The 21,199-nt window shown below is 62.2% G+C and carries 18 protein-coding genes; 8 read left to right on the top strand and 10 right to left on the bottom strand.

Annotated features, from left to right (window positions below):
* Positions 1-3: 3 nt before the first annotated feature.
* The 3 genes from RPMA_RS10615 to RPMA_RS10605 form a co-directional block, all read right to left on the bottom strand.
* Positions 4-519 carry a TIGR03809 family protein gene (locus RPMA_RS10615; protein ID WP_211912774.1) on the bottom strand — a complete coding sequence of 172 codons (516 nt, stop codon included), beginning with the start codon at positions 517-519 and terminating at the stop codon, positions 4-6.
* 434 nt (positions 520-953) lie between these two features.
* The gene (locus RPMA_RS10610) at positions 954-1,784 is read right to left on the bottom strand and encodes a zf-HC2 domain-containing protein (protein ID WP_211912773.1); all 831 of its coding nucleotides are present in this window, start codon (positions 1,782-1,784) and stop codon (positions 954-956) included.
* A complete protein-coding gene (locus tag RPMA_RS10605; protein WP_211912772.1) occupies positions 1,781-2,350 on the bottom strand; it encodes a sigma-70 family RNA polymerase sigma factor in 570 nt (189 codons plus the stop codon). Before RPMA_RS10605 ends, RPMA_RS10610 begins: the two co-directional genes overlap by 4 nt.
* Positions 2,351-2,846: 496 nt before the next feature.
* Here RPMA_RS10605 and RPMA_RS10600 point away from each other — a divergent pair, with 496 nt between their 5' ends.
* From RPMA_RS10600 to RPMA_RS10585, 4 genes are all read left to right on the top strand, one after another.
* Entirely contained in the window at positions 2,847-3,995 is a 1,149-nt protein-coding gene (locus RPMA_RS10600; RefSeq protein ID WP_211912771.1) for a GGDEF domain-containing protein, read from the top strand.
* A gap of 59 nt (positions 3,996-4,054) precedes the next feature.
* Positions 4,055-5,167, top strand: coding sequence for a DUF2336 domain-containing protein (locus RPMA_RS10595; protein ID WP_211912770.1), 1,113 nt, complete (start codon positions 4,055-4,057; stop codon positions 5,165-5,167).
* Positions 5,168-5,291: 124 nt separating this feature from the next.
* Positions 5,292-6,326 carry an NAD-dependent epimerase/dehydratase family protein gene (locus tag RPMA_RS10590; protein WP_249225625.1) on the top strand — a complete coding sequence of 345 codons (1,035 nt, stop codon included), beginning with the start codon at positions 5,292-5,294 and terminating at the stop codon, positions 6,324-6,326.
* Positions 6,323-7,651, top strand: a complete 1,329-nt coding sequence (locus RPMA_RS10585) for a flavin-containing monooxygenase (RefSeq protein ID WP_211912769.1) — start codon at positions 6,323-6,325, stop codon at positions 7,649-7,651. Before RPMA_RS10590 ends, RPMA_RS10585 begins: the two co-directional genes overlap by 4 nt.
* 3 nt (positions 7,652-7,654) lie before the next feature.
* On the opposite strand, the gene RPMA_RS10580 is transcribed toward RPMA_RS10585, so the two are convergent.
* The 5 genes from RPMA_RS10580 to RPMA_RS10560 all read right to left on the bottom strand — a co-directional run bounded on the left by RPMA_RS10580 (position 7,655) and on the right by RPMA_RS10560 (position 13,177).
* A complete protein-coding gene (locus RPMA_RS10580; RefSeq protein WP_211912768.1) occupies positions 7,655-8,962 on the bottom strand; it encodes an HlyD family type I secretion periplasmic adaptor subunit in 1,308 nt (435 codons plus the stop codon).
* A complete protein-coding gene (locus RPMA_RS10575) occupies positions 8,959-10,731 on the bottom strand; it encodes a type I secretion system permease/ATPase (protein WP_211912767.1) in 1,773 nt (590 codons plus the stop codon). The genes RPMA_RS10580 and RPMA_RS10575 overlap by 4 nt, the downstream gene beginning before the upstream one ends.
* 95 nt (positions 10,732-10,826) lie before the next feature.
* Positions 10,827-11,825, bottom strand: coding sequence for a hypothetical protein (locus RPMA_RS10570; RefSeq protein ID WP_211912766.1), 999 nt, complete (start codon positions 11,823-11,825; stop codon positions 10,827-10,829).
* A 165-nt stretch (positions 11,826-11,990) separates the two neighbouring features.
* Positions 11,991-12,629, bottom strand: coding sequence for an NrsF family protein (locus tag RPMA_RS10565; protein WP_211912765.1), 639 nt, complete (start codon positions 12,627-12,629; stop codon positions 11,991-11,993).
* A 2-nt stretch (positions 12,630-12,631) separates the two neighbouring features.
* On the bottom strand, positions 12,632-13,177 hold the full coding sequence (locus RPMA_RS10560) for a sigma-70 family RNA polymerase sigma factor (protein ID WP_211912764.1): 546 nt from the start codon (positions 13,175-13,177) through the stop codon (positions 12,632-12,634).
* A gap of 134 nt (positions 13,178-13,311) precedes the next feature.
* Here RPMA_RS10560 and RPMA_RS10555 point away from each other — a divergent pair, with 134 nt between their 5' ends.
* The 3 genes from RPMA_RS10555 to RPMA_RS10545 all read left to right on the top strand — a co-directional run bounded on the left by RPMA_RS10555 (position 13,312) and on the right by RPMA_RS10545 (position 14,999).
* The gene (locus tag RPMA_RS10555; protein ID WP_211912763.1) at positions 13,312-13,848 is read left to right on the top strand and encodes a hypothetical protein; all 537 of its coding nucleotides are present in this window, start codon (positions 13,312-13,314) and stop codon (positions 13,846-13,848) included.
* 71 nt (positions 13,849-13,919) lie between these two features.
* Positions 13,920-14,141: a hypothetical protein gene (locus RPMA_RS10550; protein ID WP_211912762.1), complete on the top strand. Its 222-nt coding sequence runs from the start codon at positions 13,920-13,922 to the stop codon at positions 14,139-14,141.
* Between the two features lie 78 nt (positions 14,142-14,219).
* Positions 14,220-14,999, top strand: a complete 780-nt coding sequence (locus RPMA_RS10545) for an enoyl-CoA hydratase (RefSeq protein ID WP_211912761.1) — start codon at positions 14,220-14,222, stop codon at positions 14,997-14,999.
* Here the strand turns inward: RPMA_RS10545 and RPMA_RS10540 are convergent.
* On the bottom strand, positions 14,962-16,839 hold the full coding sequence (locus tag RPMA_RS10540) for an acetyl-CoA hydrolase/transferase C-terminal domain-containing protein (RefSeq protein WP_211912760.1): 1,878 nt from the start codon (positions 16,837-16,839) through the stop codon (positions 14,962-14,964). The genes RPMA_RS10545 and RPMA_RS10540 overlap by 38 nt on opposite strands.
* 343 nt (positions 16,840-17,182) lie before the next feature.
* On the opposite strand from RPMA_RS10540, the gene RPMA_RS10535 reads away from it, so the two are divergent.
* Positions 17,183-18,580 (top strand): TolC family outer membrane protein, encoded by a 1,398-nt coding sequence (locus tag RPMA_RS10535; protein ID WP_249225624.1) that lies wholly within the window; start codon positions 17,183-17,185, stop codon positions 18,578-18,580.
* Between the two features lie 2 nt (positions 18,581-18,582).
* Here the strand turns inward: RPMA_RS10535 and RPMA_RS10530 are convergent, their stop codons facing one another.
* Complete coding sequence (locus RPMA_RS10530; RefSeq protein WP_211912758.1) at positions 18,583-21,144, bottom strand: HWE histidine kinase domain-containing protein; 2,562 nt, start codon at positions 21,142-21,144, stop codon at positions 18,583-18,585.
* Between the last annotated feature and the right edge of the window lie 55 nt (positions 21,145-21,199).

Here is a 21,199-nt window from a genome sequence, read left to right as displayed (position 1 = left end):
CCGTCACATCGCGGCGCGCAGCATCGGATAGCGATCGCGGATGGCGTCGAGATCGACAGCCACCGGCCAGTCGGCGATCGGACCGGCCTGGGCGACATCGCGGTTGCGCGGCTCGAGCACCGGCGCTGGAATCTCCGGCGCGTCGTTGACGGCCACGAGATGCGGAAGCACCCGCTCCGGCTCGCGCGGCGCCAGATGTTCTTCGAGCACCGCCATCTCCACAGCCGCTACGGGCTGCAGAACCTGCGGCACATCGCGGATCACCGGCGAGACGAACTGCCCATTGGCCATGGCCCGCCAGCGTTCGACGGCATCCTTGGCCTCGGCGATGTTTTCGAGAAAATCGATCTCATTGTGAAACCGGCGCCAGCGCCCGGTTTCGAACAATTCGGTGAGGTGGCTCAGCCGCTTCTCGGCCAGCACAGACCAGCGCTCGGCGATCTGGCGGGTCTTGAGGTCACCGTAATGCGATGACGCGGAAGAGAGCGAATGGGAAGACAAAGAAGAGTGCAGTGACATGTGCATGTCCGCAGGAGGGAAAACGGACTCGACGCAACAGAATCACTCACCGGTACATGTCTACAATCTGTGGAAAAGTGTCAGACGTCTACCAGAATGTGTTCGGAATTAGACACTTTGTTGTCGCACCGATGAGGAAAGCCCCGTCAAACCTGTGCTTGTTGCGTCAAGCAGGCGCAACGAATGACTGCGCCGCAAAAATGCGCGGAACAATCACAGAGGATGCGATAGCACGTTCCTGAAACGAGAAGACCCGCCCGGGGGGACAACCGGACGGGTCTGGCCATACCTGGCGATGTGTTGGGCGCATCCGCCGGGTCGGTCTCTGGGGAGGGACTTGCCGCTCCCACATTCATGAGTCCGCCCAAGCCGCAAAACGTTCAACGGGATGAGATGTAAATCGGCGGCCGGATCGCACCAGCCGCCGGCGACGCTTACTGCGCCGGCACCGCCATGCTCACGATCTTCTCGTTTTCGAGACGACGGATCAGGCCTGCGATCTGGTCCTTGGTCATGACCTGGCTGCCGAACTGAAGTCGGAACAGTCCGTCCTTGTCATTGCCAACGATCGTTCCCTGATAGGCATCGAGCAAGGCCGTGATGTCGGACACCCGCGCGGTTGGTGCGAAGCGCACGAACAGACGTGTCGCGCCGTCACGCGCAGCAGCGGCCACTGGCGCCGAGACTGCACCGGCGGATGGCGCGGGCGCTACGGCTGAGGAATTCAGGCCGCGAACGATGCGCGCATCTCCAGCAGGGGCGCTCTCGCGCGCTGGCGCGGCACTCGGGGCCGCGGTCGGCGCAGCCATCGGAGCCGACTCCTGGCTGAGCGGACGGAAGCCGCTGCCATCGCGTTGCATGACGATGCTGCCGATCACGCCGGCCTGCAGCATGATGGCGAGACAGCCGATCGCGGTGCCGGCCATCAGCGTGCGCGGCGTCAGCGAGCCGAAGAAGCTCGAAAGGCGCGATCCGAAGCCCACCGATTTCGACGTGTCCTTGCGAGCCGGCTCGGCATCGATGGCCGCGAACAACTTCTGCATGGCGCGCGACGACGGCGCGCCCAGGCTCTCGTTCAGAGAAATCGTCTCGGCATATTCCTCACGGATCACGGCATATTGGCGGGCCAGATCGGAATCATGGGCCAGCGCCTCCTCGACGCGGCGGGCGTCGCGGGCGTTGAGCGTGCCTGCGGCGTGCCAAGGCAGCAAGGCCTCGATCTCGCCCGGCTCCTGCTCCGGCACCTTATTGCTCATTGCCATCATGGCCAGCCTCGCTCCACGCCGGCTGCCTTCAGCAGTTCGGCCAATTTCTTCCGTGCATAAAACAAACGCGTCTTCACAGTGTTCTCGGGAATCCCGACAATCTCCGCCACCTCTTCCACCGATTTCTCGTGGTAGTAGACGAGATCGACGATCTCCCGGTGGTCCGGCGAAAGCGACGTCAAACACCTTCGCAACGCGTCACCCTTGTCCTTTTTCTGGATCGTCACCTCAGGATCGTCGGACGTATCCTCGATCGCATTGGCGGTTTCGTCGTCCAGCTCGGCATCCTTGCGCTTCCGTAATGCGGAGAGCGCCTTGAACCGCGTAATGGCCAGCAACCAGGTCGAGACGGCCGAACGCCCCTCGAACTTTCCGGCCTGGCGCCACACATCCAGGAACACCTCGCTGATAAGGTCCTCCGCAATCTGTTCGTTCCGCACCAGCCGGAGGCCGAAGCGAAACACCCGGACGTGGTGCCGCCCGTAAAGCACCTGCATCGCGAGACGGTCGCCTAGCGCAATCCGGCCGATCAGGGTTTCGTCTGATGTTGCCTGGGTCGCGCTCACTGTCCGTCTCGCAAAGTTGGTCGGGCTGAAATCGTAAGAGGTTCGACTGGCAAGGGCAAAATCTTCTCAAAAAGTTGCGGAATAGGCCATTGCGCCCTGGGAAAGGTGCAAGCTGGCTCTCCCGGTCCCATGGAGGCTCAAAACGGGTACCATAATGCTTGGTCGTTTCCGAGTGTGTCTGCACGATTCACCGGGAAAGCTTACCAAGTCGTCAGCCTGATCGAGAAACCCGCACGGGATGCAAGGCCGGTATGTGACACCTCATCGTGCCCGGATCGTATCTTGAGGCGGCGGGTATCCGCTACATCAAGTGAAACTCGCCCCGGCCGCATTCCGGCCGGGGTTCTTTTACCCCCGTCAAAGCCCTCACCGGCATCCCGATACGGCAAATTATCCTGCATTTCAGGTGACATAGCCGGGTTCCCCCGAGGCAATAGATACCAAACAGAAAGGCTTGCGGCATAGAGTTCCACTGTTGAAACCAGAATGTGGATCAATGTCGGCCATCGCGAGCTCATCCTACGATCCGGTCAACGGCGATTTCGAAGCCGTCGAAGGCGAGACGGCGTCCGCGATGCTGAAGCGACGCCTGGCGCGCCGCCGTCAGGTGATGCTGCTGGCCGCAGCCAGTCACGTCATCAACATCGCTCTGCTGCTGTTGTTCGCAGCCGCGGGAAGCACGTCATTTGCCATCGTGGGCATGTTTACCACTTGCGCTGCCGTCAAGCTCGCAGTCTTCATCGCCATCTCCGAGAGCGGCCTGAGCGACCGCTGGAAGGACCACTTCTTCGCCGCCCCTTATACGGCGGTGACCTGCGCCATGATGCTGGGCTTCATCTATCTGGCGCCCGAAGTCGGTATTGTCTTTCTCAGTGCGTTCTTTCTCATCGCCAATGTGATCGCCTTCCGCGCGTCTCCGCTCCAGGGCCTTGTGGCCTGCATCCTGATGACGGGCAGCGTCGCCGCACTCTACCTGGTCGCAGATCTGCCGCTCGCCGTGCCAGCAACGACACTGCTCGAGCGCGTGGGAACGCTGCTGACCTTCGCCGTCACCATCGGTCGCGGCATGTTCATCAATATCTTTGCGAGCCGGATGCGCGACAATCTGTATCGCAGGGGCGTCGAACTCGAAGGCGCTTACAAGCGGATCGAAGAACTTGCCGAACTCGACGATCTCACCGGCGCCCTCAATCGACGCAGCATCATGCAACTGCTCGAAGGCGACATCGCGCGCACGCAAGGCGGTGCGTCGCCCTGCACCGTCGCACTCATCGACCTCGACTGGTTCAAGCGTATCAATGACAGGTTCGGACACCTGACCGGCGACGAGGTGCTCCGGACATTCGCCATCACCATTTTCGCGAACATCCGCAGCATCGATAAATTCGGCCGCTTTGGCGGTGAGGAATTTTTGCTGATCCTGCCGGACACCCCTCACGATCAAGCCGTTCGCATGCTGGAACGTCTGCGTTCAATCATCGAGACGCTCGACTGGAGCGCGTTCTCGGGCGGCCTGACTGTCACCATCTCGGCAGGAGTTGCGACACACCGCCCCGACGAAGCCGCCGAATCTATGCTTGCACGTGCGGACAGCGCACTCTACGCAGCAAAGGAGAGCGGACGTAACCGCATTGCCGCCGCCTGATTTTGCCTCACGACCAACCGCCGAGAATGGCGGTCAATTGATTGCTCCAGGAAAGAGTTATGTCTCCCAGGTCCACGCTATCGACCAATTTGCTCGATGAACTCCAGGCGGCGCTCGCCCATGGCAATGTGGCACGCCGCGTGGAAACACTGCGCAAGGTCACCGATCTTTTTGTCGATCATTCGGTCGAGTATTCTGCTGAGCAGATCGCCGTGTTCGATGATGTCTTTCAATGCCTGATCGAGCAGCTCGAAGGATGCGCCAAAACGCTTCTTGCAGAGCGCCTCGGTCCCGTTGCCGGCGCCCCGCCCCAGGTCATCCGAACGCTCGCCTTCGACGACCTGATCGAGGTCGCCGCGCCTGTGCTGTCACAATCGGACCAACTCGACGAAAACTCCCTCATCGAGAATGCGCGCACCAAGAGCCAGGGGCATCTGCTCGCCATCTCGACGCGAAAGGTTCTGAGCGGCGCAGTGACCGATATCCTCGTCGAGCGCGGCAATGACGACGTCGTCAAGAGCACCGTGAACAACCAGGGCGCCGCGTTTTCGGAGCAAGGCTATACCAGACTGGTGCAGCGCGCAGACGGCAATGACGAGATCGCCACCTGCGTCGCACTGCGGCCATCGATCCCGCGGCACCATCTGCTCAATCTGATCGCCAGAGCATCGAGCTCGGTCCGTACGCGTCTGGCCACCGCCAACCCGAAACTGGCGGCCGAGGTTTCACTTGCGGTTCAGCAGGCGACCACACGCGCAAGGTCGGCGCGGGCAACAATGAGCGAGGAAGCGATTATCTCGCACGAACTGGTACGCCTGCTGTTCAAGGATGGGCGCCTCGACGAAAACGAGGTGCTGAAATTCGCCTTGAACAAGAAATTCGACGAGGCGAATGCGGCCATCGCCTGCCTTGCCCACATTCCCGTTTCGGTCGCAGAGACCATGATGGTGGAATCCAGCAATGAGGGCATCCTCATTCTGTCGAAGGTTGCGAATTTTTCATGGGAGACGGTGAAGGCGATCATCAATATGCGCGAGGCGCTGTCGGGGCTGCCGATATCGGATAGCGCGACCGATCGCGACACCTATGAAAGGTTGCGCCCTTCGACGGCGCAGCAAGTGCTGCGCTTTCATCGTATGCAGCAGGCCACATCTTCGCCGCCGGCAGCGTAAGCGCGCGTTTGCCGCGGCGATCCTCAGCCGCCTGCATCATTGCAGCCGATGACCGCAACACCAATTGCGCTGATCTGCCATTCCACCAGCAGGCATCGACTTCACCGCCAACGGGTTGATAGTGATGGCATCGTCGCAGCGGTCCACGCTGCACAGGCTCGTCAACAACGGGGCGGAATTCATGCGCATCCTGATTACCGGCGCCGGTGGTTTTATCGGAACGACGCTCACGGCAGCGTTGCTTCAGGCAGGCTCGCTGAAAAACGCCAAAGGTGTCTCGGAGAAAATCGACGAGATCCTTCTGCTCGATACGCATTTGCCGGACATCTCCGACCCGCGCATTACATCCATGCAGGCCAGCATTGCCGATCGCGAAACGCGCATGCGGATCGCCGCATGGAAGCCGCACAGCGTTTTTCATCTCGCGGCCGTCCTGACCAGCGCCGCCGAAGCCGACCCGGCCGCAGCACTTGCGGTCAACGTCTTGTCGCTGGCCGACATGATCGAGACCGTCGGCAACCGCACCGCGCCACCGCGCCTGATCTTCCCGAGTTCGATTGCCGTGTTCGGCGGCCTGCTCCCGGACAATGTCGACGACGATCATCTGCAGCGGCCGCAGACCACCTATGGCACGCATAAGGCCATCGCCGAGCTGATGCTGGCCGATGCCACCCGCCTCGGCCTGATCGATGCCCGCGCCCTTCGTCTCCCGATCGTGCTCGTGCATCCCGGTCCGCCGACACAGTCGGTCTCGGATCGCATTGCCGGCCTCGTGCGCGACAGCGTCGCAGGCCAGCCGTCCGTCTGTCCGTTACGACCGGACACCAAGGTCCCTGTCGTCTCCGTGGACACGGTGGTGCGCAATCTCATCACGCTGCATGATACAGATTCGACCGCATTGCGTGGCAAACGGGCGCTGAACCAGCCAGCATTGACGGTCAGCATGGAAGACATCGTCACCGCATTGACGATTGTCACGGACACAACGCCGCAGGTGACTTTCGAACCCGACGCCGAGCTGAAAAAGATTGTCGATGGCTGGCCGAAAGGCTTTATTTCGACACGCGCACCTTCCATCGGTGTGACGGCCGACAAGACCTTCGACGAGATCATTCTCAGCTATCAGCGACATTCGGGTAGAGAGACCTCCACTGCATGATCGAGACTGCTTCGGATATCTGCATCATCGGCGCGGGCTCCTCCGGCATCGCCGTGGCGAAAGCCCTTCATGACAAAGGCCTGAGCTTCGATATCTACGAAAAAGGCTCCGACATCGGCGGCATGTGGCGCTACGGCAATGACAATGGCCTGTCCTGCGCCTATCGCAGCCTGCATATCGACACCAGCCGCAATAATCTCGGCTATTCCGACTTTCCCATCGGCGACGACAAACCGGACTTTCTGTCGCATCAGCAACTGCTTGCTTATCTCGAAGCTTATGCCGACCGCTTCGGCGCGCGGTCGCGCACCCGCTTCAATTGCGAGGTCACCTCCGTTGAGAAAGCCGACGAAGGCTGGCGCGTCAGCACTGGCGATGGCGTTCGCACCTATCGGTCCGTGATCGTCGCGAATGGCCATCTCTGGGACCCGCGTTGGCCGGCCTTTCCAGGTCATTTCGAGGGTACCGCCATCCACTCCAGCCAGTATCGCACCGCGCAGCCATTCGACGACAAACGGGTGCTGGTGGTCGGCATCGGCAATTCCGCCGTCGATATTGCGGTCGATCTCTGCAAGCGCGCGAAAACGGTGACTCTATCGACCCGCACCGGCGCCTATGTGATGCCGAAATATATGATGGGCATTCCGATCGATCGCTGGTCGGCCTTCTTCGGGCGCAAGCTGAAGCTTCCCACGCTGCTGACGCGGAAGATCATGGCGCGGCTGATCTATCTGGCGGTCGGCGATCAGACCCGGTTTGGTCTCCCCCGACCGAAACATCCGATGTGGCGCGAACACGCGACGTTGAGCCAGGAGCTGTTGCCCTATATCGGTCATGGCTGGATCGACGTGAAGCCGAATGTGGTCGCGCTCGACGGCAATGCCGTTGTCTTCGCCGATGAGACGCGCGCGGATTACGACGCCATCATCTATGCCACCGGCTACAAGACCACTTTCCCCTTCCTGGCTCCCGAAATCTTTGCCGTACCGGAAGGCGGCGGCATGGTCGATCTCTATCGCCGCATGGCGCCACCGACACAGCCCGGCCTCTTTTTCGCCGGCCTCGTGCAGCCAATCGGGCCGACCATTCCGCTGGTCGAAGTTCAGGCCCGCTGGATCGCCGCCGTGCTGAGCGGCCGCGTCGAACTGCCGAGCCCGGGTGACATGGCGCTCGAAGTGCGCGACTTCCATCAGAAGAAGATCAGCACCTGGCTGAACTCGGCGCGCTATACGCTGGAAGTCGATTTCAGAGACTATACGCGTGAATTGAATGGTGACATCGCTCAGGGAGCCACCGGGCGATCGCCGGCCAGCGCGTCGGCGTAATCCTCATTTTTCGCGGAATGCACGATGCATCTGATCGGCCATGGGCTTCATCAGATATGACAGCAATGTCCGTTCCGCCGTGCTGATGAAGACCTCGACCGGCATGCCGGGCATCAGTTTGACGCCACCGAACTTCTTGATCTGGTCCTGCCCGATCGCGATACGAACCACGAAATAGGTCGGGCCGGCCTTGTCCTCGCGTGAGACGTCGGCACCGATCCGCAAAACCTGGCCATCGATCTCCGGGGTGGTCCGCTGATTGAAATTGGTGAAACGCAGCACCGCGGACTGACCGAGCTTGACCTGGTCGATGTCTTGCGGGGGCACGCGGGTCTCCACGATCAAGCTATCGGCATCAGGCACGATGGTCATCACCGTCTCGCCCGCGGCGATCACTCCGCCCTCGGTATGAATGTTGAGGTCGTGAACCACGCCTGTCTGCGGCGCGCGGATTTCCAGTTTTTCGGCCTGGTCACGCGCCGTGACCTTCTTCTCGAATGTCTCCGCATATTTGGCGCGAACGTCGGCGAGCTCCTTGGCCACGTCGCTGCGGAAATCCTGATCGATCTGCAGGATCTTCAATTCCGTCTCGGAGATCTTTCCCTTCGCCTGCGCGATCGATGCGGTGAGCTGCCCCTTCTCGCCAAGCAGCCGCGCGGAATCGCGCTGCAGGGTCACGAGACGCGTGATCGAGACAAGCCGCTGCTCCCAGAGCTGCTCGACGCCGACCAGCTCCTTGCTCAGCAATTCAGTCTCCTGCTTCTTCGCCGTCAGCTGATCCTCCAGCCCGACGATCTGCTCCTTCAGTTGGGAGACCTGTTCTTTCAACTGATGTTTCTGCCCCTCCGCCGCATCATGCCGGAGCTGGAAGAAACGGCGCTCACCCGACACGATGGACTGCGCCGGTGAATCTGGCGGCAGCGACGTCAATTCATCGGGAAAACTGATCTCCGTCAGCCCGTCTCGTTCGCTCTGCAGCCGCGCACGCCGCGCTTCGAGCTCCCACAGGCTTTTGGTGACGGCCGAGAGATTGGCCTGCGCGACTGTTTCATCCAGGCGGATCAGGAGATCGCCGCTGCTGACCTTCGCGCCTTCGGTCACCAGCAGGTTCTTCACCACGCCGCCTGCGGGATGCTGCACTTTCTTGACGCTGGACTCGACCACCAGCGAGCCCGACGAAATGACCGCACCCGACATGTCGGTCGCGGCGCCCATGACCCCCATGCTGCCGATCAAGACAATCGCGGCGCAGCCCACCGCCATCATGTGATGCTGGATCGATCGCTTGTTGTTCGCCACATCCCTTGTCATTCGGCCACCGCCTGTTTCTTGCTGCCGCGCTTGGACGCAGACGCCGGAGCGACATCCTGAGATGCAACGACCGGCTTCGCGGTCAGCATCGGCAGCACTGCATCGGTCTTGCCGAAAGCCTGCTGCCTGCCCTCATTCAGCACCAGCATGTGATCCACAGCCGCCAGCAATGCAGGCCGATGCGCGACGACAATGACGATCCCGCCGCGTGCGCGGATGCCTGAAATGGCCTTCACCAGCGCGCGCTCACCTTCGCTGTCGAGATTGGAGTTCGGCTCGTCCAGCACCACCATGAATGGGTCACCATAGAGCGCTCGTGCCAGTGCGATCCGCTGGCGCTGTCCGCCTGACAACATCATTCCGCCCTCGCCGACCTCGGTCTCGTAACCGTTCGGCAGCCGCAAAATGAGATCATGGACGCCGGCCTGCTGCGCTGCGGACAGCAGGCGCTCCGCATCTTTCTCGGCGGCGAAACGCGAGATATTCTGCGCAACGGTGCCGCGAAACAACGCGACGTCCTGCGGCAAGAATCCCGTCGATGCACCAAGCGCCAGTTGATCCCACTGCGCCAGCGCCGCACCATCGATGCGAATCACGCCGCGAACCGGCGGCACCACGCCGACCAGCGCCCGCGCCAGCGTCGATTTGCCGGAGCCACTCGGCCCCACCACTGCGACCGCACTTCCTGCCTGAAGGGCGAAGCTGATGTCGTGCAAGATCAGTGCTTCCGCACGCGGCACGGTGAGGCTGACGGAATTGACGCGCAGTTGACGCGTCGGTTTGGGCAGATCGACGGTCTTTGGCTTGATGGGGAGCGCTGCGAGGCTGTCACTGAGGCGCTCGAAACTGGCACGGGCCGCGATAAACCCGCGCCAATTGGCGATAGCCAGTTCGATCGGTGCAAGGGCGCGGATGGACAGGATGGTCGCCGCCAGCATCACGCCGGGCGTCGCCTGCTGATTGATGACGAGCCACGCACCAAGCGCAAGCACGCCCGACTGCAACAACATCCGCAGCAGCCGTGACGCGCTGCCGAAACTGCCGGTGAGGTCCGATGCCGCCCGCTGGCCATCGAGAAAATCACCGGTTCGCTCGCTCCAGAGATCGCGCATCCGCCGCTTCATGCCGAGCGCATGCACGACTTCAGCGTGGTTGAACGCCGTCTCGCCGATGGTCCGCCGCGCCGAAGCGAGCCCCACCAACGCCTGGGTCGGTGCACGCGTAAACGTCTCGGACGCCCAGGTAATGGCGCCGAGCAGGATGGCGCCACAGGCGACCGCAAACCCCATCCACGGATGAAACAGCGTACAGACGAGGATATAGAGCGGCGTCCATGGCAGATCACAGGCGGCGATCAGGCCACTGCCGGACATGAAGCCGCGCACCGTATCGAGGTCGCGGACATTCTGCAGGCCGTCCGTCCCGGGTTTGCTCAAGGCCGCATGCTGCACGCTGTCGAATACCGCGGCGCGGATCGACAGGTCGAACGCCTCGCTCATGCGCGCCAGCAGGCGACTGCGCACGATGTCCACGATAGCCTGGATGTGCAGCAACACAACAGCGATCAGCAACAGCCCGACCAGCGTCGATATGCTGCGGCTCGGCAGCACCCGGTCATAGACCTGCAGCATGAATAGCGGGCCGACCAGCATCAGGAGATTGACGATGAAGCTCGCGCTGGCGACGGCAATCAGCGCGATGCGTGTCTCACCAAGGGCAGTGCGAACGGGAGTTGGCAATACGGAAAAATTGAAACGCGGACCACTCATCGACATCCTCTCGGCAAACGCACCGGGTGATGGGGGATGTTCTCAGCGACTTGACGAAGGAGGCGTGGGCATGCCGCGCCTCCCCCGCGATCTCGTTAGATGATATGAGCACCGTGCAGATCGAGAATGCCATGATCGCCGGTGAGGACATCGGTGAGGCCAGCAACGAGATCGAGCGGCGCTGCGGCATGAGCAGAAGCCGATGCGTCGGAGGCTGCTTCGCCGCCGAACAGCTCGCCTCCGAGCAGACCGCCGACAAGACCATGCGGCCCGAGCAGCGTTCCAGTGAGTGCGTCGGTGCCGGCACCGCCGAGATTGGGAATGTCGAGGATGCCGCCGAGCAGCCCTCCCTGCGCTCCTCCGTTGTCGCCGGATGCACCGCCGAGCAGATTTCCGAGGATCGGCAGCTCATTCAGGCTCCCCGTCAATCCAGTGACGAGATCGGCGACCGGATCCAGCAAGCCGGTATTGCCAAGCAAATCATCGAGCGAATGAACGAGCGACCCCACGGTCTCGCCGACATGTTCGATCGTATCGCCGAGGCCTCCATTGAGCAGCCCGCCATTCAGCAGTCCCAGCGGGGTGCCGAGCAAGCCGGTCACGGGATCAGCGTTTCCACCTGCGGCCGAGGACACGAGGCTTCCGGCGCCCTGCACGACCGTGTCGGTAAGCTGTTGCGCGAGATCGACGGGAAGCTGGATGAGGTCGCCCTGGTCGCCAAGCAGATGCAGATCGCCGACGACATTCTGCACGGTGTCCGCGACAGGTTCGGTGAGATGCGCCAGGTCGAGCTGCGTATCTGGTTGCAGCGCGATGATGTCACCGAGGCCGAGGAGATTGGCCATATCGGGGGCAGATGTGTCAGCGCTCGCGTCTGCGGCGAGGTCGAGCTGGATCGGATCCAGTTGCGCATGGGCGCCCGCTGTTGCGGTGTCATCGATCGTCGCATCGGCCGATATCGTGTCCTCGCCGAGCAAGGCATTGAGGGGCAATTGAGACGCTGCATCGGCACTGGTTGCGGATAACAGTGCAGCCGATCCGGCCAGTACTTCGGCAAGCCGGTTATTGTCGCTTCCGTTCAGAAGGGTCGTCATGAGGAACGCTCCACGCTGAGTCAGACGTGCAGCGAGAACGAGCAGCAAAGCTGGTTGTTGCAGGGATATGGTTACCTACGGCCTCGTTGGGTAACGATGCGATACCCGGACCATGCGAAATTGGTGAAAGCTTTATCCAGATGGAACGCGGCTGACGGTGTCACGTCAATAGCGAAGCACCCGCGCGCCCAGGACTGCCCCCACCGCGGTCACCGCGATGTTCGCGAGCGTATACCAGACTGCAACGAAGAGCGGCGAGTCATCCGCGCAGTGGGCCGCATAGATCGCGGCAGCAAGACCGGACGACATCAGCCCTGCAAGCGCACCTGCGAGCACCGGACGTGACGGCGCGCCCTGACGCAGGGCAAACAGCGTCGCGCCGAGAATAGGCAGCGAGAGCACCGGGATCGACAGGCTGCAGAGCATGGCGCTGCGGCCCATCATGCGCGCCATCATGGGCGCACGTTGCGGCATCGCCATCTCGGCAATGATGGCAGCGACGAGAATGAACGGTGATAGCAATAGCAGCCAGACCCAACGGCCAAGCGACGCTTCCGGACGCGACAGATGCAGGCTGATAACGATGGCGGGAATGGCGAGAGCCAGCGTCACCACGAATTTGAGATCGAAGAACGGATTGCGCATCGCCGCCATGAAGTCCGGTCGCAAGCCGATCGTGACCAACATCATCGCAGCCGTCACAGGCAGTGCGACGAGCAATGCTTTCGCGAGCTGGATGCGCACCGGTTGCGGGCGGTGATCAAGGTCGGCAGCGAGCGCCAAGATCAAACGGTCGGTATCCATGCTCATTCCTCCCGCAGCTTGGCCGCAAGGCTTGCAAGCCCGCGATGCAAAGTGACGCGCACATTGCCTTCGGTCATCGACAGTTTTTCGGCCGTCTGCCTGATCGAGGCGTTCTCGACGGCGATCGACTGCAACACATCGCGTTGACGCGGCGTGAGATCATCGAGATGGCTCGCGATATCTACGGACGGCAACGGCTCGGCCGGCGGCTCGCTCGCCAGCGTCTCCGAAAAATCGTCGATATCGACGAAGATGCGCCTGCCGCGCTTGCGCAGAGCGTCGATCAGCTTGTTGCGCGCGATCGCGAACAGCCAGGGCGCGAACGGCGCGTTGGCGTCCCAGGTCTGCCGCTTCAGATGCACCGCCAGCAAAATGTCCTGCACGATATCCTCGGCCTGATCGGGCGACTGGCCGGCACGCGCCAGGCCCTGTCTTGCCCCTGCACGCAGCACCGGCGTGACGGACTTCAGCAGGCGGTGATAGGCAGCGCCATCCCCTGCATTGGCCGACCGCATCAGATCGGTCCATTCGTCGTCACGTCCGCGCACACGCGCTCCTGAAGGCATTTCGGCGGTGGGATCAGAGTGTTACATCCGCCGCGGTGAGATCACAGAACCGTGACCATGCGGGCTCGCCCGGGCAAGGTTTCGGATCAGGCTTTGCGGCTCATAACACCTTTGCCATGCGTCATCCCAGCGCTGAAAACGGCTTTCGCCCGAACATGGCAAAAACTGGCGCGAAGATTCCCCTTTTTTGCCCCCATGTGGTCACCTGCGCAGTTTCCTTTGGCGCTGTAGGGGCGGGTATCTTTGGGGAGACCATGATGAGATTGAAGACCGGACACGCCGCATGGATCATCGCGGCGGGATTTTGGGCATCGGCGTCGCTGTTATCGGCTGGCGAAGCCGCCGCGCAGACGACAGCTCAGGAACAGCCCGCTGCCGTCGGCACCGCCACCGGTGTCACGGCCACATCCGACGCCCCGGTTCGCCTGCATCCGAAAAAGTCCGCCAGCAAATCCCGCAAGGCCGAGCGGCAAGCCAAGGCCAAAAAGCCGGCCAAGGAAGAGACCGCCAAGCGAGAAGCCAAGGCGGACGACCTCAAGCCCACACAGGACGACAGCATGCCCCCTCTGTCGCCAATGCGAATGCGCAGTGGGCCAATGACGCCAAACCCACCGACACCTACAACATGTCCGCCCAGGCCGGAACCGTGCTGAGCCAGATGGGCGCGCAACCCGAGCCACATGCGACAGCTGCTCCCGACGACGCCACACACGGGACCGAAGTTATGGCCTCCGATCAGCTCAACGAGCTGGACCGCGCGGCTGAAGACAAGCCGCCGCTCACGCTGGCCAAGGCCACCATCGACGCCCCTGCCTCGCCGGCGCCGGCAGCAACGACCGTGGAAAATAACAGGCCGTGGGAGCAGACCTCGCTGATCGGCAAGGTGTTCATTGCCCTTGGCGGATTGCTCACGGTGGCCTCGGCAGCCCGGATGTTTATCGCTTGAACCGCATCCCCTGAGCGGGCAGATTGCGCACGGTCGCCGGCTCCGGTGGCCGCAATCAACAGACCCTTGGGATGAAACATGAGTAGCTTCGAACACATTCTCGTCGAGCGCAAAGGCGCCGTCGGCATCGTGACCCTGAACCGTCCGAAGATGCTCAATGCATTGTCCTTCGGCGTGTTCAGCGAGATCAAGGTGGCGATCGACGATCTCGAAGCGGATGATGCCGTCGGCTGCATCATCGTCACCGGCAGCGAGAAAGCCTTTGCCGCCGGCGCTGACATCAAGGAGATGCAGCCGAAGGGCTTCATCGATATGTTCTCGCAGGATTTCACCCAGATCGGCGGCGACCGTGTCGCCACCTGCACCAAGCCGACGATCGCGGCCGTGTCAGGCTATGCGCTGGGTGGCGGCTGCGAGCTTGCAATGATGTGCGACATCATGATCTGCTCGGACACCGCCAAATTCGGCCAACCCGAAATCACCCTCGGCACCATTCCCGGCATCGGCGGCACCCAGCGCCTCACCCGCGCCATCGGCAAGTCCAAGGCCATGGATCTCTGCCTCACCGGCCGCATGATGGATGCGGCGGAAGCCGAACGCTCCGGCCTCGTCAGCCGCATTGTACCTGCTGACAAGTTGATGGAAGAAGCGATCGCCATGGCCGAGAAGATCGCCGGCATGTCGCGCCCGGTGGCGTCCATGGCCAAGAGCGCCGTCAACCGCTCGCTGGAAACCTCGCTCGCCGAAGGCCTCAAGGTCGAGCGCGACCTATTCCACGCGACCTTCGCTTTGGAAGACCGCAGCGAAGGCATGGCGGCCTTCATCGAGAAGCGCAAGCCGGTGAACAAGAACCGTTAAGCGCGCTGCGCTTCAACGCTGCCGCCACCAACAATCGATAGGCCCGCTCCCGCATGGTGGCGGGCCTATCGAGTTTCAGGCGTGCGAGACCGGTTTCGTCATGCGCGCTTGGCGATGACGTGAGCCCCTCCCAGAACAGTCCGGCGAGAGTCGTCGGCGTCTTCACCGCCGCGCTCAATATCTGCAGCGCCGGAATCAGGCGCTGCTCGACATCCGTGAAATCACTGCTGAACGGAAACAGCGGCAACAGACCGGCATCGCGTGCGGGCTTCAGTGCCGAGGCAATCCGCTCAGGTGTGTTGTCGCGATGCGCAGGAGCGATCTCAAAATTTTTCTGCAGCTTGCCCGCATCCTTTGCCTGATGCATCAGCTCCGGCTGGAAACGCGAGTCGGCAATCGCCAGCATGGCCGCGATCGTATCCGCATCGGATTTGCCGCGCAGATCGGCGACGCCATATTCGGTGACGAACATATCGCGCAAATGGCGCGGGATGGTTTGGTGCCCGTATGACCAGCGGATATTCGATGACGGAGCCTTGCCCGGCCGTGTCGCTTCCAGCGTGAGGATCGAACGTGCACCTTCCAGCGAAAAAGCCTGCGCGACGAAGTTGTACTGGCCGCCGACGCCGCTGATGACCTGCCCGTCCTCAAGACCATCGGAGACCGCGGCGCCCATCAACGTCGCCATCATCGTATTGTTGACGAAATGCGCATCGACGCGCGCGCGTCGCTTGCCGGCTTCGTCGCCATAGAGCTCGTTGGTAAACGACACCGGCATCATCTGAATTTTCGCCAGACGTTCCGGCGGCATCTCGCGCAAGGACCGGTAAAATGCTTTCGGGCCGAGGAAGAAAGCCGCGTGCAAAATCGTGCCATCCACTTCGCGCTTCAGAACGCCCGCCTCGATCAGACCAAGAAATGCCTCGAACAGCATTTCACTGACACCGTAGAGCCCCTTCTCGAATGGCTCGCTTCGCACGGCAATGCCCGGTGCAAGCCGCTGCACCGTCGCCTTGAATGCATCGTTATCACGATGGCGCGCAATCAGTCCCTGCGCCAGCGCATCGCCGATCTGGCCGATGCCGATCTGCAGCGAGCCGCCATCGCGGATCAGGCCCGCGGCGTGCAGGCCGATTGCATATTTGGTATCGCTGACGGGCTCCGATGGCGGTGCAAACAGCGGAAACTCAACGTCCGGGCTTTCCAGCACCGCATGGAATTCATCGCCGGCAAGATCGCCCTGCCCCGGCATGTAAGGCAGTTCGGAGTTTATCTGACCGATCAGCTTGAATGACGCGCGACCTTCGGCTCGTGCACGCATCAGGTCGAGCGTCGTGTCGGTGTTGCAACTCAGGCTGTAACGCGCGGCGCCATCGACGACGCGCTTTGAGACGAGCTGCGTGATGACATTCAACCCGCGCGCCATCAGATAGCAAGCGGCGTGGGTGTAGTTCGCGGAAATGTAATTCTGCTGGGCATCCGCGACGCGAAGCCACTTACCCGCAAGAAAGAAGAACTCGTTGACCTGGATATTCGACGGCAGCTCGTGCTTGCGGATGGCGTTTGCGTAGTCGAGGTCGGGATAACCACCGAACAGGCGATCGATGACCGGGCCAATGAAGCGCTTCTCGAGCTCGTTTGACGGCCGCGGCTTTTCCAGCGTCAGCGCCGAGAAGAAGGTGAGATTGATATTCCGATCGGCCACGGCGCGCCGATACAGCGCATTGATGATGTGATTGGCTTTGCCGAGACCGAGCGGCAGTCCGACCACCAGCGTGGTGCCGACATCGCGCACAATGTCTTCGACGACCGCCTCGGGATCGCTAAAAATCTTCGGCATTCGGACCCCGGTTGAAGAGTTTGAAGGCATCTCGAAAACGCGGCATACCGGAAAAAGGTACCGCCCCGCGAGTCACCAGAGATGTGCCCATCATGCAACAGGCACGTGAGAACTGAACGGGCTGATCGTCGCATTCCATCGCCTGTCCGATCCCGCTAGGTTGTTGATCAATCGAACGGATCGGGGCTTCAAAAAGCCCTGTGGGGAACGCGTGAAAGCCCGGAGGTTCTTCGCCGGAAGGTTTGCCACTGCTGGCAACGCCCTCTAAACATATGAGTGGATGTCAGCGGGGGCGGATATCCGAAGATCGCTTTGGGACAAAATGACGAGTCATCGCGTAAGAATGGGCCGCGTCGCACGCAACGTGCTGCGTACGGGAACGGCTTTGGGATTGATCGGCTGCAGCATCTTCGCCGTGGGCGATGCGCGCGCCGAAACCGTCCTGGACGCGATGACCAAGGCCTATCAGACCAATCCGCAACTCAACAGCGAGCGCGCGCGGCAACGCGCGACCGACGAGAATGTGCCGCAGGCCATGGCGGGCTATCGCCCGCAGGTCAACGCGACGCTCAGCGTCGGCCTGCAATCGGTCCGCAATCTTCAAGTCGATAACACCATCGTCGGCGCGACGCTGAAGCCATGGGTGATCGGCGTCACCGTCACGCAGACGCTTTATAACGGCAACAAGACAGCCAACAGCGTGCGTGTCGCCGAGTTCCAGGTGCAGTCGGGCCGCGAAGCCCTGCGCAATGTCGGCCAGGGCGTGCTGCTCGATGCGGTCATCGCCTATATGAACGTGCTGGCGAACCAGTCGCTGGTGGAGGCGCAACGTTCCAACGTCGCCGCGCTCCGCGAGACGCTCGATATTGCGAAAAAGCGCCTGAATGCCGGCGACGTAACGCCGACCGATACCTCGCAGGCCGAAGCACGCCTCGCCCGCGGCCAGGCCGATCTGAACGCCTCCGAAGTCGCGTTGTCCATCAGCCAGGCGATGTATGCGCAGGTGGTCGGCGTGATGCCGGCCCGCCTTTCCCCCGCCGAGCCCGTCGACAGGTTGCTGCCACGCAATCGCGACGACGCCATCGGCCAGGCCTTCAAGGCGCATCCGGCCGTGCTGGCCGCCGGCTTCGATGTGGACGTCGCCACGACCAGCATCAAGGTGGCGGAGAGCAGCCTGCTGCCAACCATCACGCTGCAGGGCAATGCCAGTAAATCGAGCCAGAACGATTCGACGCTGGGCACCTATGGACAGGATCAGGCTTCCATCGTCGGCACGCTGAATGCGCCGATCTATGATGGCGGCCTCGGTGCCTCGCAGACCCGACAGGCCAAGCAGCTCTCGACCGTGAGCCGCCTCGTGCTCGAACAGGTCCGCAACCAGGCGCGCACCGCGGCGGTTGGCGCGTGGGTCTCGAACGAAGGCGCCAAGACGGCCGTCAGTGCCGCCGAGGCCGAAGTGCGCGCCGCCGACGTGGCGCTGCAGGGCGTGCGCCGCGAGGCTGCCGGTGGCCAGCGCACCACGGTGGAAGTGCTGAACTCGCAGCAGGATCTGATTTCAGCCAAAGCACGCCTGATCGGCGCGCAGCGCGACCGCGTGATCGCGTCCTACTCGCTGCTGAGCGCAGTCGGCCGGCTCGACGTCAAGACGCTCAGCCTGAAGACGCCGGACTATCTGCCGGAAGTGCATTATCATCAGGTACGCGACGCCTGGCACGGTCTGCGTACGCCAGACGGCAAGTAGGGCTAATCCACCCGACGGCTACGTGCCATCGCGACGCCGAGCGCTGTCACCAACGACGTTAGGTCATACGGCTTGCGGATCACCGGCACGGCATCCAGCGCTGCCGGAATGAGGCTGGTCTCGCCGTAGCCTGTCGCGAACACGAAGGGCACGCCGAGCTCGCTCAGCATATGCGCCACCGGCATCGACGTTCCCGTACCGAGATTGACGTCGAGGATCGCAACATCGGGCTTGAACGATCCGAGGATCGCAAGCGCCTCCTTGGCTGACGCCGCCGTCTCCACCCGTGCGGCGCCCTCGCCGGCCAGCATGGTTTCGACATCCATGGCGATCAGCAGCTGGTCCTCAACCATCAAGACGTCGAGCCCACGCATCGAAGCGACCGGCCTGTCGTCACTGCGCTTGGCCTGACGCGTGCGAGTCGCCAGCGGCGCCGGCCAGGTGACGAAGCGTGCCGGGATCAACAGGCGCACGCGCGTGCCGGCCGGCGCGTAATCCACATCGCTCTCACCGCCGAGATCATAGGGAATGCTGCGGCCGATCAGCGTCGAGCCGAAGCCGGGCTTCGATGGCGGGGTTACCAGCGGACCATCGTTTTCCAGCCAGCGAATTTCACAATCGCCGCTATCGAGGCGCTGCCATGTCAGCGACAAGCGTCCGAGCCCCACCGACAGCGCACCATATTTGGCCGCATTGGTCGCAAGCTCGTGCAACACCAGCGCCAGCACCGAGAAGGCACGGGCATCGAGCATGACATCGGGACCAGCGACCTCGATCTCCTTCACCGCCTCGCGATAGGGCGACAGTTCCGCATCGACCAGGCTTTTCAGCGCGCCGCCACCCGCGCCGCGGATGACCTGATCATGCGCCAGCGATAGCGCCTGGATGCGGCCTTTCAGCGAGGCGACGTAATCCTCAATGCTGCGTCCCTCTTCCACCGGATGCGAGACCAGCGACTTGATCAGCGCCAGGATATTCTTGACGCGATGATTGAGCTCTTCATTGAGCATCTTCTGGCGAAGATCGGCCTTGTGGCGCTCATCAGCCAGGAGCTCGTTGTGGCGCAACACCACTTCCACCAACGCGGCACGCGTCGCTTCTGCAGTATCGCGCTCGCTTTGCAGCCATGGCTCGGACTGCAGCTCGACCGTCTCCTTCCAGATCTCGAAACTCTTGCGCGGCGTCAGGCGATCGCCGAGCGGGCCGGTCTCATAGGTCTTGTTGGGATCGCCCGCCCAGTTCACGGTCTGCGCGACTTCGCTGCGGAAGAACATGAGGTAATCGCGCGGCAGTTGCGAGAGCGGCACGGCCAGCACGCCGGCCACCAGCGCACTGTAATCCTCGGCTTCCGGCAGGCGATCCGACAAGGCGCTGGTGGCCCAGACGCGTCCCTCGGCGGCTGAGTTCACCAGCGCCATCAGCGCGGGAATGGCATCGGGCGGCGGCACCTTGCCAAAGCCCGTCCATGTATCGTTGAAAAAGATGCCAACACCGTCGCACGGCATCAGCTCGCGGAAGTCGCGGATATTGTTCTTGAGCAGATCCTCGACATTGCCGTGATGCGAGACATTGTGAAGGAGCTGATCGAGGTAACGCCGTGCGCGTTCACTGGCAGCGAGCTTCCGCTTCTGGATCAGCGACGCCAACTGCATCGAGAAGAACTCGCCGAACATCTCGGCGGCGACACGCTTCTCCATCGACAGCACGCGGGGTGCGTAATGATGGCATGCAATCAGCCCCCACAGCGCGCCATCGAGAATGATGGAGATCGACATGGAGGCGCCGACGCCCATGTTGCGGAGATATTCGCAATGGATCGGCGACACGCTGCGCAAGTGAGCGAAGGACAGATCGAGCGGCTCACCCGACATATCGTGTTCCGGCACGATAGCGACGCGCGCACCTGACGAATCCGAGACGATGCGGACGGTGTTCTGCACATAGAGAATGCGCGCCTGTTGCGGGATGTCGCTGGCGGGAAAATGCTGGCCGTGAAAGCTCTCGAGATCGCCGCGCTTGGCTTCGCTGATCACGCGACCGGAGCCGTCATGGGCGAACTGGTAGACCATCACGCGATCATAGCCGAGCGCACCCCGCAGCAGGCGCGAGGCATTGTCGAACAGCACGTCGAGATCGTTGCACTGGCCGATGCGGCCGATCAGGAGGCGCGACAGCTCCAGCGGTGGCGTCGCCTCGATGGGATCGACCGGTTCGAATTCGACGATATTGACGCCCTGATGCCGATGCACGGCGACATTGAAGGACGTTTTCGTATGGGCGACCTTGAAGTCGATCAGCAGGCCTGCGCGCTGCTGGCTGCCCCATTTGGCGATGGCGTTGCGAATGTCGTGTGCCGGCTTTTCGCCGATCAGATCATCGAGGCGACGGTCATTGATCTCGCCGGTGACCCCGAGCATGGCGCCGGCATTGGTCGAATGGCGCCGCACCATGCCCACCGAACCGTCGCAGGCCAGCAGGCAGCCGTGAGGTTGGATGCTGCCGGGAATATGGATCGGCTCGCGGTCGCAATTGGTGAGATCGACGGGATCGGACGTGGTGAGCATCAAGTCTCTCTAAAGCGGCAATCCGCGCAGGCAATAAGCGGGAGAATGCCACGTC

The sequence above is a fragment of the Tardiphaga alba genome, assembly GCF_018279705.1.
GTDB lineage: Bacteria > Pseudomonadota > Alphaproteobacteria > Rhizobiales > Xanthobacteraceae > Tardiphaga > Tardiphaga alba.
Note: the sequence above shows the minus strand (reverse complement) of the source record. Positions and strands in the feature narration are given on the sequence as shown.

Excerpts from the sequence above, each read along its gene's own strand:
- RPMA_RS10530 (WP_211912758.1), bottom strand. The coding sequence starts at position 21,144 with ATGCTCACCACGTCCGATCCCGTCGATCTCACCAATTGCGACCGCGAG.
- RPMA_RS10600 (WP_211912771.1), top strand. The coding sequence starts at position 2,847 with ATGTCGGCCATCGCGAGCTCATCCTACGATCCGGTCAACGGCGATTTC.
- RPMA_RS10615 (WP_211912774.1), bottom strand. The coding sequence starts at position 519 with ATGTCACTGCACTCTTCTTTGTCTTCCCATTCGCTCTCTTCCGCGTCA.
- RPMA_RS10580 (WP_211912768.1), bottom strand. The coding sequence starts at position 8,962 with ATGACAAGGGATGTGGCGAACAACAAGCGATCGATCCAGCATCACATG.
- RPMA_RS10610 (WP_211912773.1), bottom strand. The coding sequence starts at position 1,784 with ATGATGGCAATGAGCAATAAGGTGCCGGAGCAGGAGCCGGGCGAGATC.
- RPMA_RS10585 (WP_211912769.1), top strand. The coding sequence starts at position 6,323 with ATGATCGAGACTGCTTCGGATATCTGCATCATCGGCGCGGGCTCCTCC.
- RPMA_RS10545 (WP_211912761.1), top strand. The coding sequence starts at position 14,220 with ATGAGTAGCTTCGAACACATTCTCGTCGAGCGCAAAGGCGCCGTCGGC.
- RPMA_RS10570 (WP_211912766.1), bottom strand. The coding sequence starts at position 11,825 with ATGACGACCCTTCTGAACGGAAGCGACAATAACCGGCTTGCCGAAGTA.
- RPMA_RS10590 (WP_249225625.1), top strand. The coding sequence starts at position 5,292 with ATGGCATCGTCGCAGCGGTCCACGCTGCACAGGCTCGTCAACAACGGG.
- RPMA_RS10535 (WP_249225624.1), top strand. The coding sequence starts at position 17,183 with ATGGGCCGCGTCGCACGCAACGTGCTGCGTACGGGAACGGCTTTGGGA.
- RPMA_RS10595 (WP_211912770.1), top strand. The coding sequence starts at position 4,055 with ATGTCTCCCAGGTCCACGCTATCGACCAATTTGCTCGATGAACTCCAG.
- RPMA_RS10550 (WP_211912762.1), top strand. The coding sequence starts at position 13,920 with ATGGCCTCCGATCAGCTCAACGAGCTGGACCGCGCGGCTGAAGACAAG.
- RPMA_RS10540 (WP_211912760.1), bottom strand. The coding sequence starts at position 16,839 with ATGCCGAAGATTTTTAGCGATCCCGAGGCGGTCGTCGAAGACATTGTG.
- RPMA_RS10565 (WP_211912765.1), bottom strand. The coding sequence starts at position 12,629 with ATGGATACCGACCGTTTGATCTTGGCGCTCGCTGCCGACCTTGATCAC.
- RPMA_RS10555 (WP_211912763.1), top strand. The coding sequence starts at position 13,312 with ATGCGTCATCCCAGCGCTGAAAACGGCTTTCGCCCGAACATGGCAAAA.
- RPMA_RS10575 (WP_211912767.1), bottom strand. The coding sequence starts at position 10,731 with ATGAGTGGTCCGCGTTTCAATTTTTCCGTATTGCCAACTCCCGTTCGC.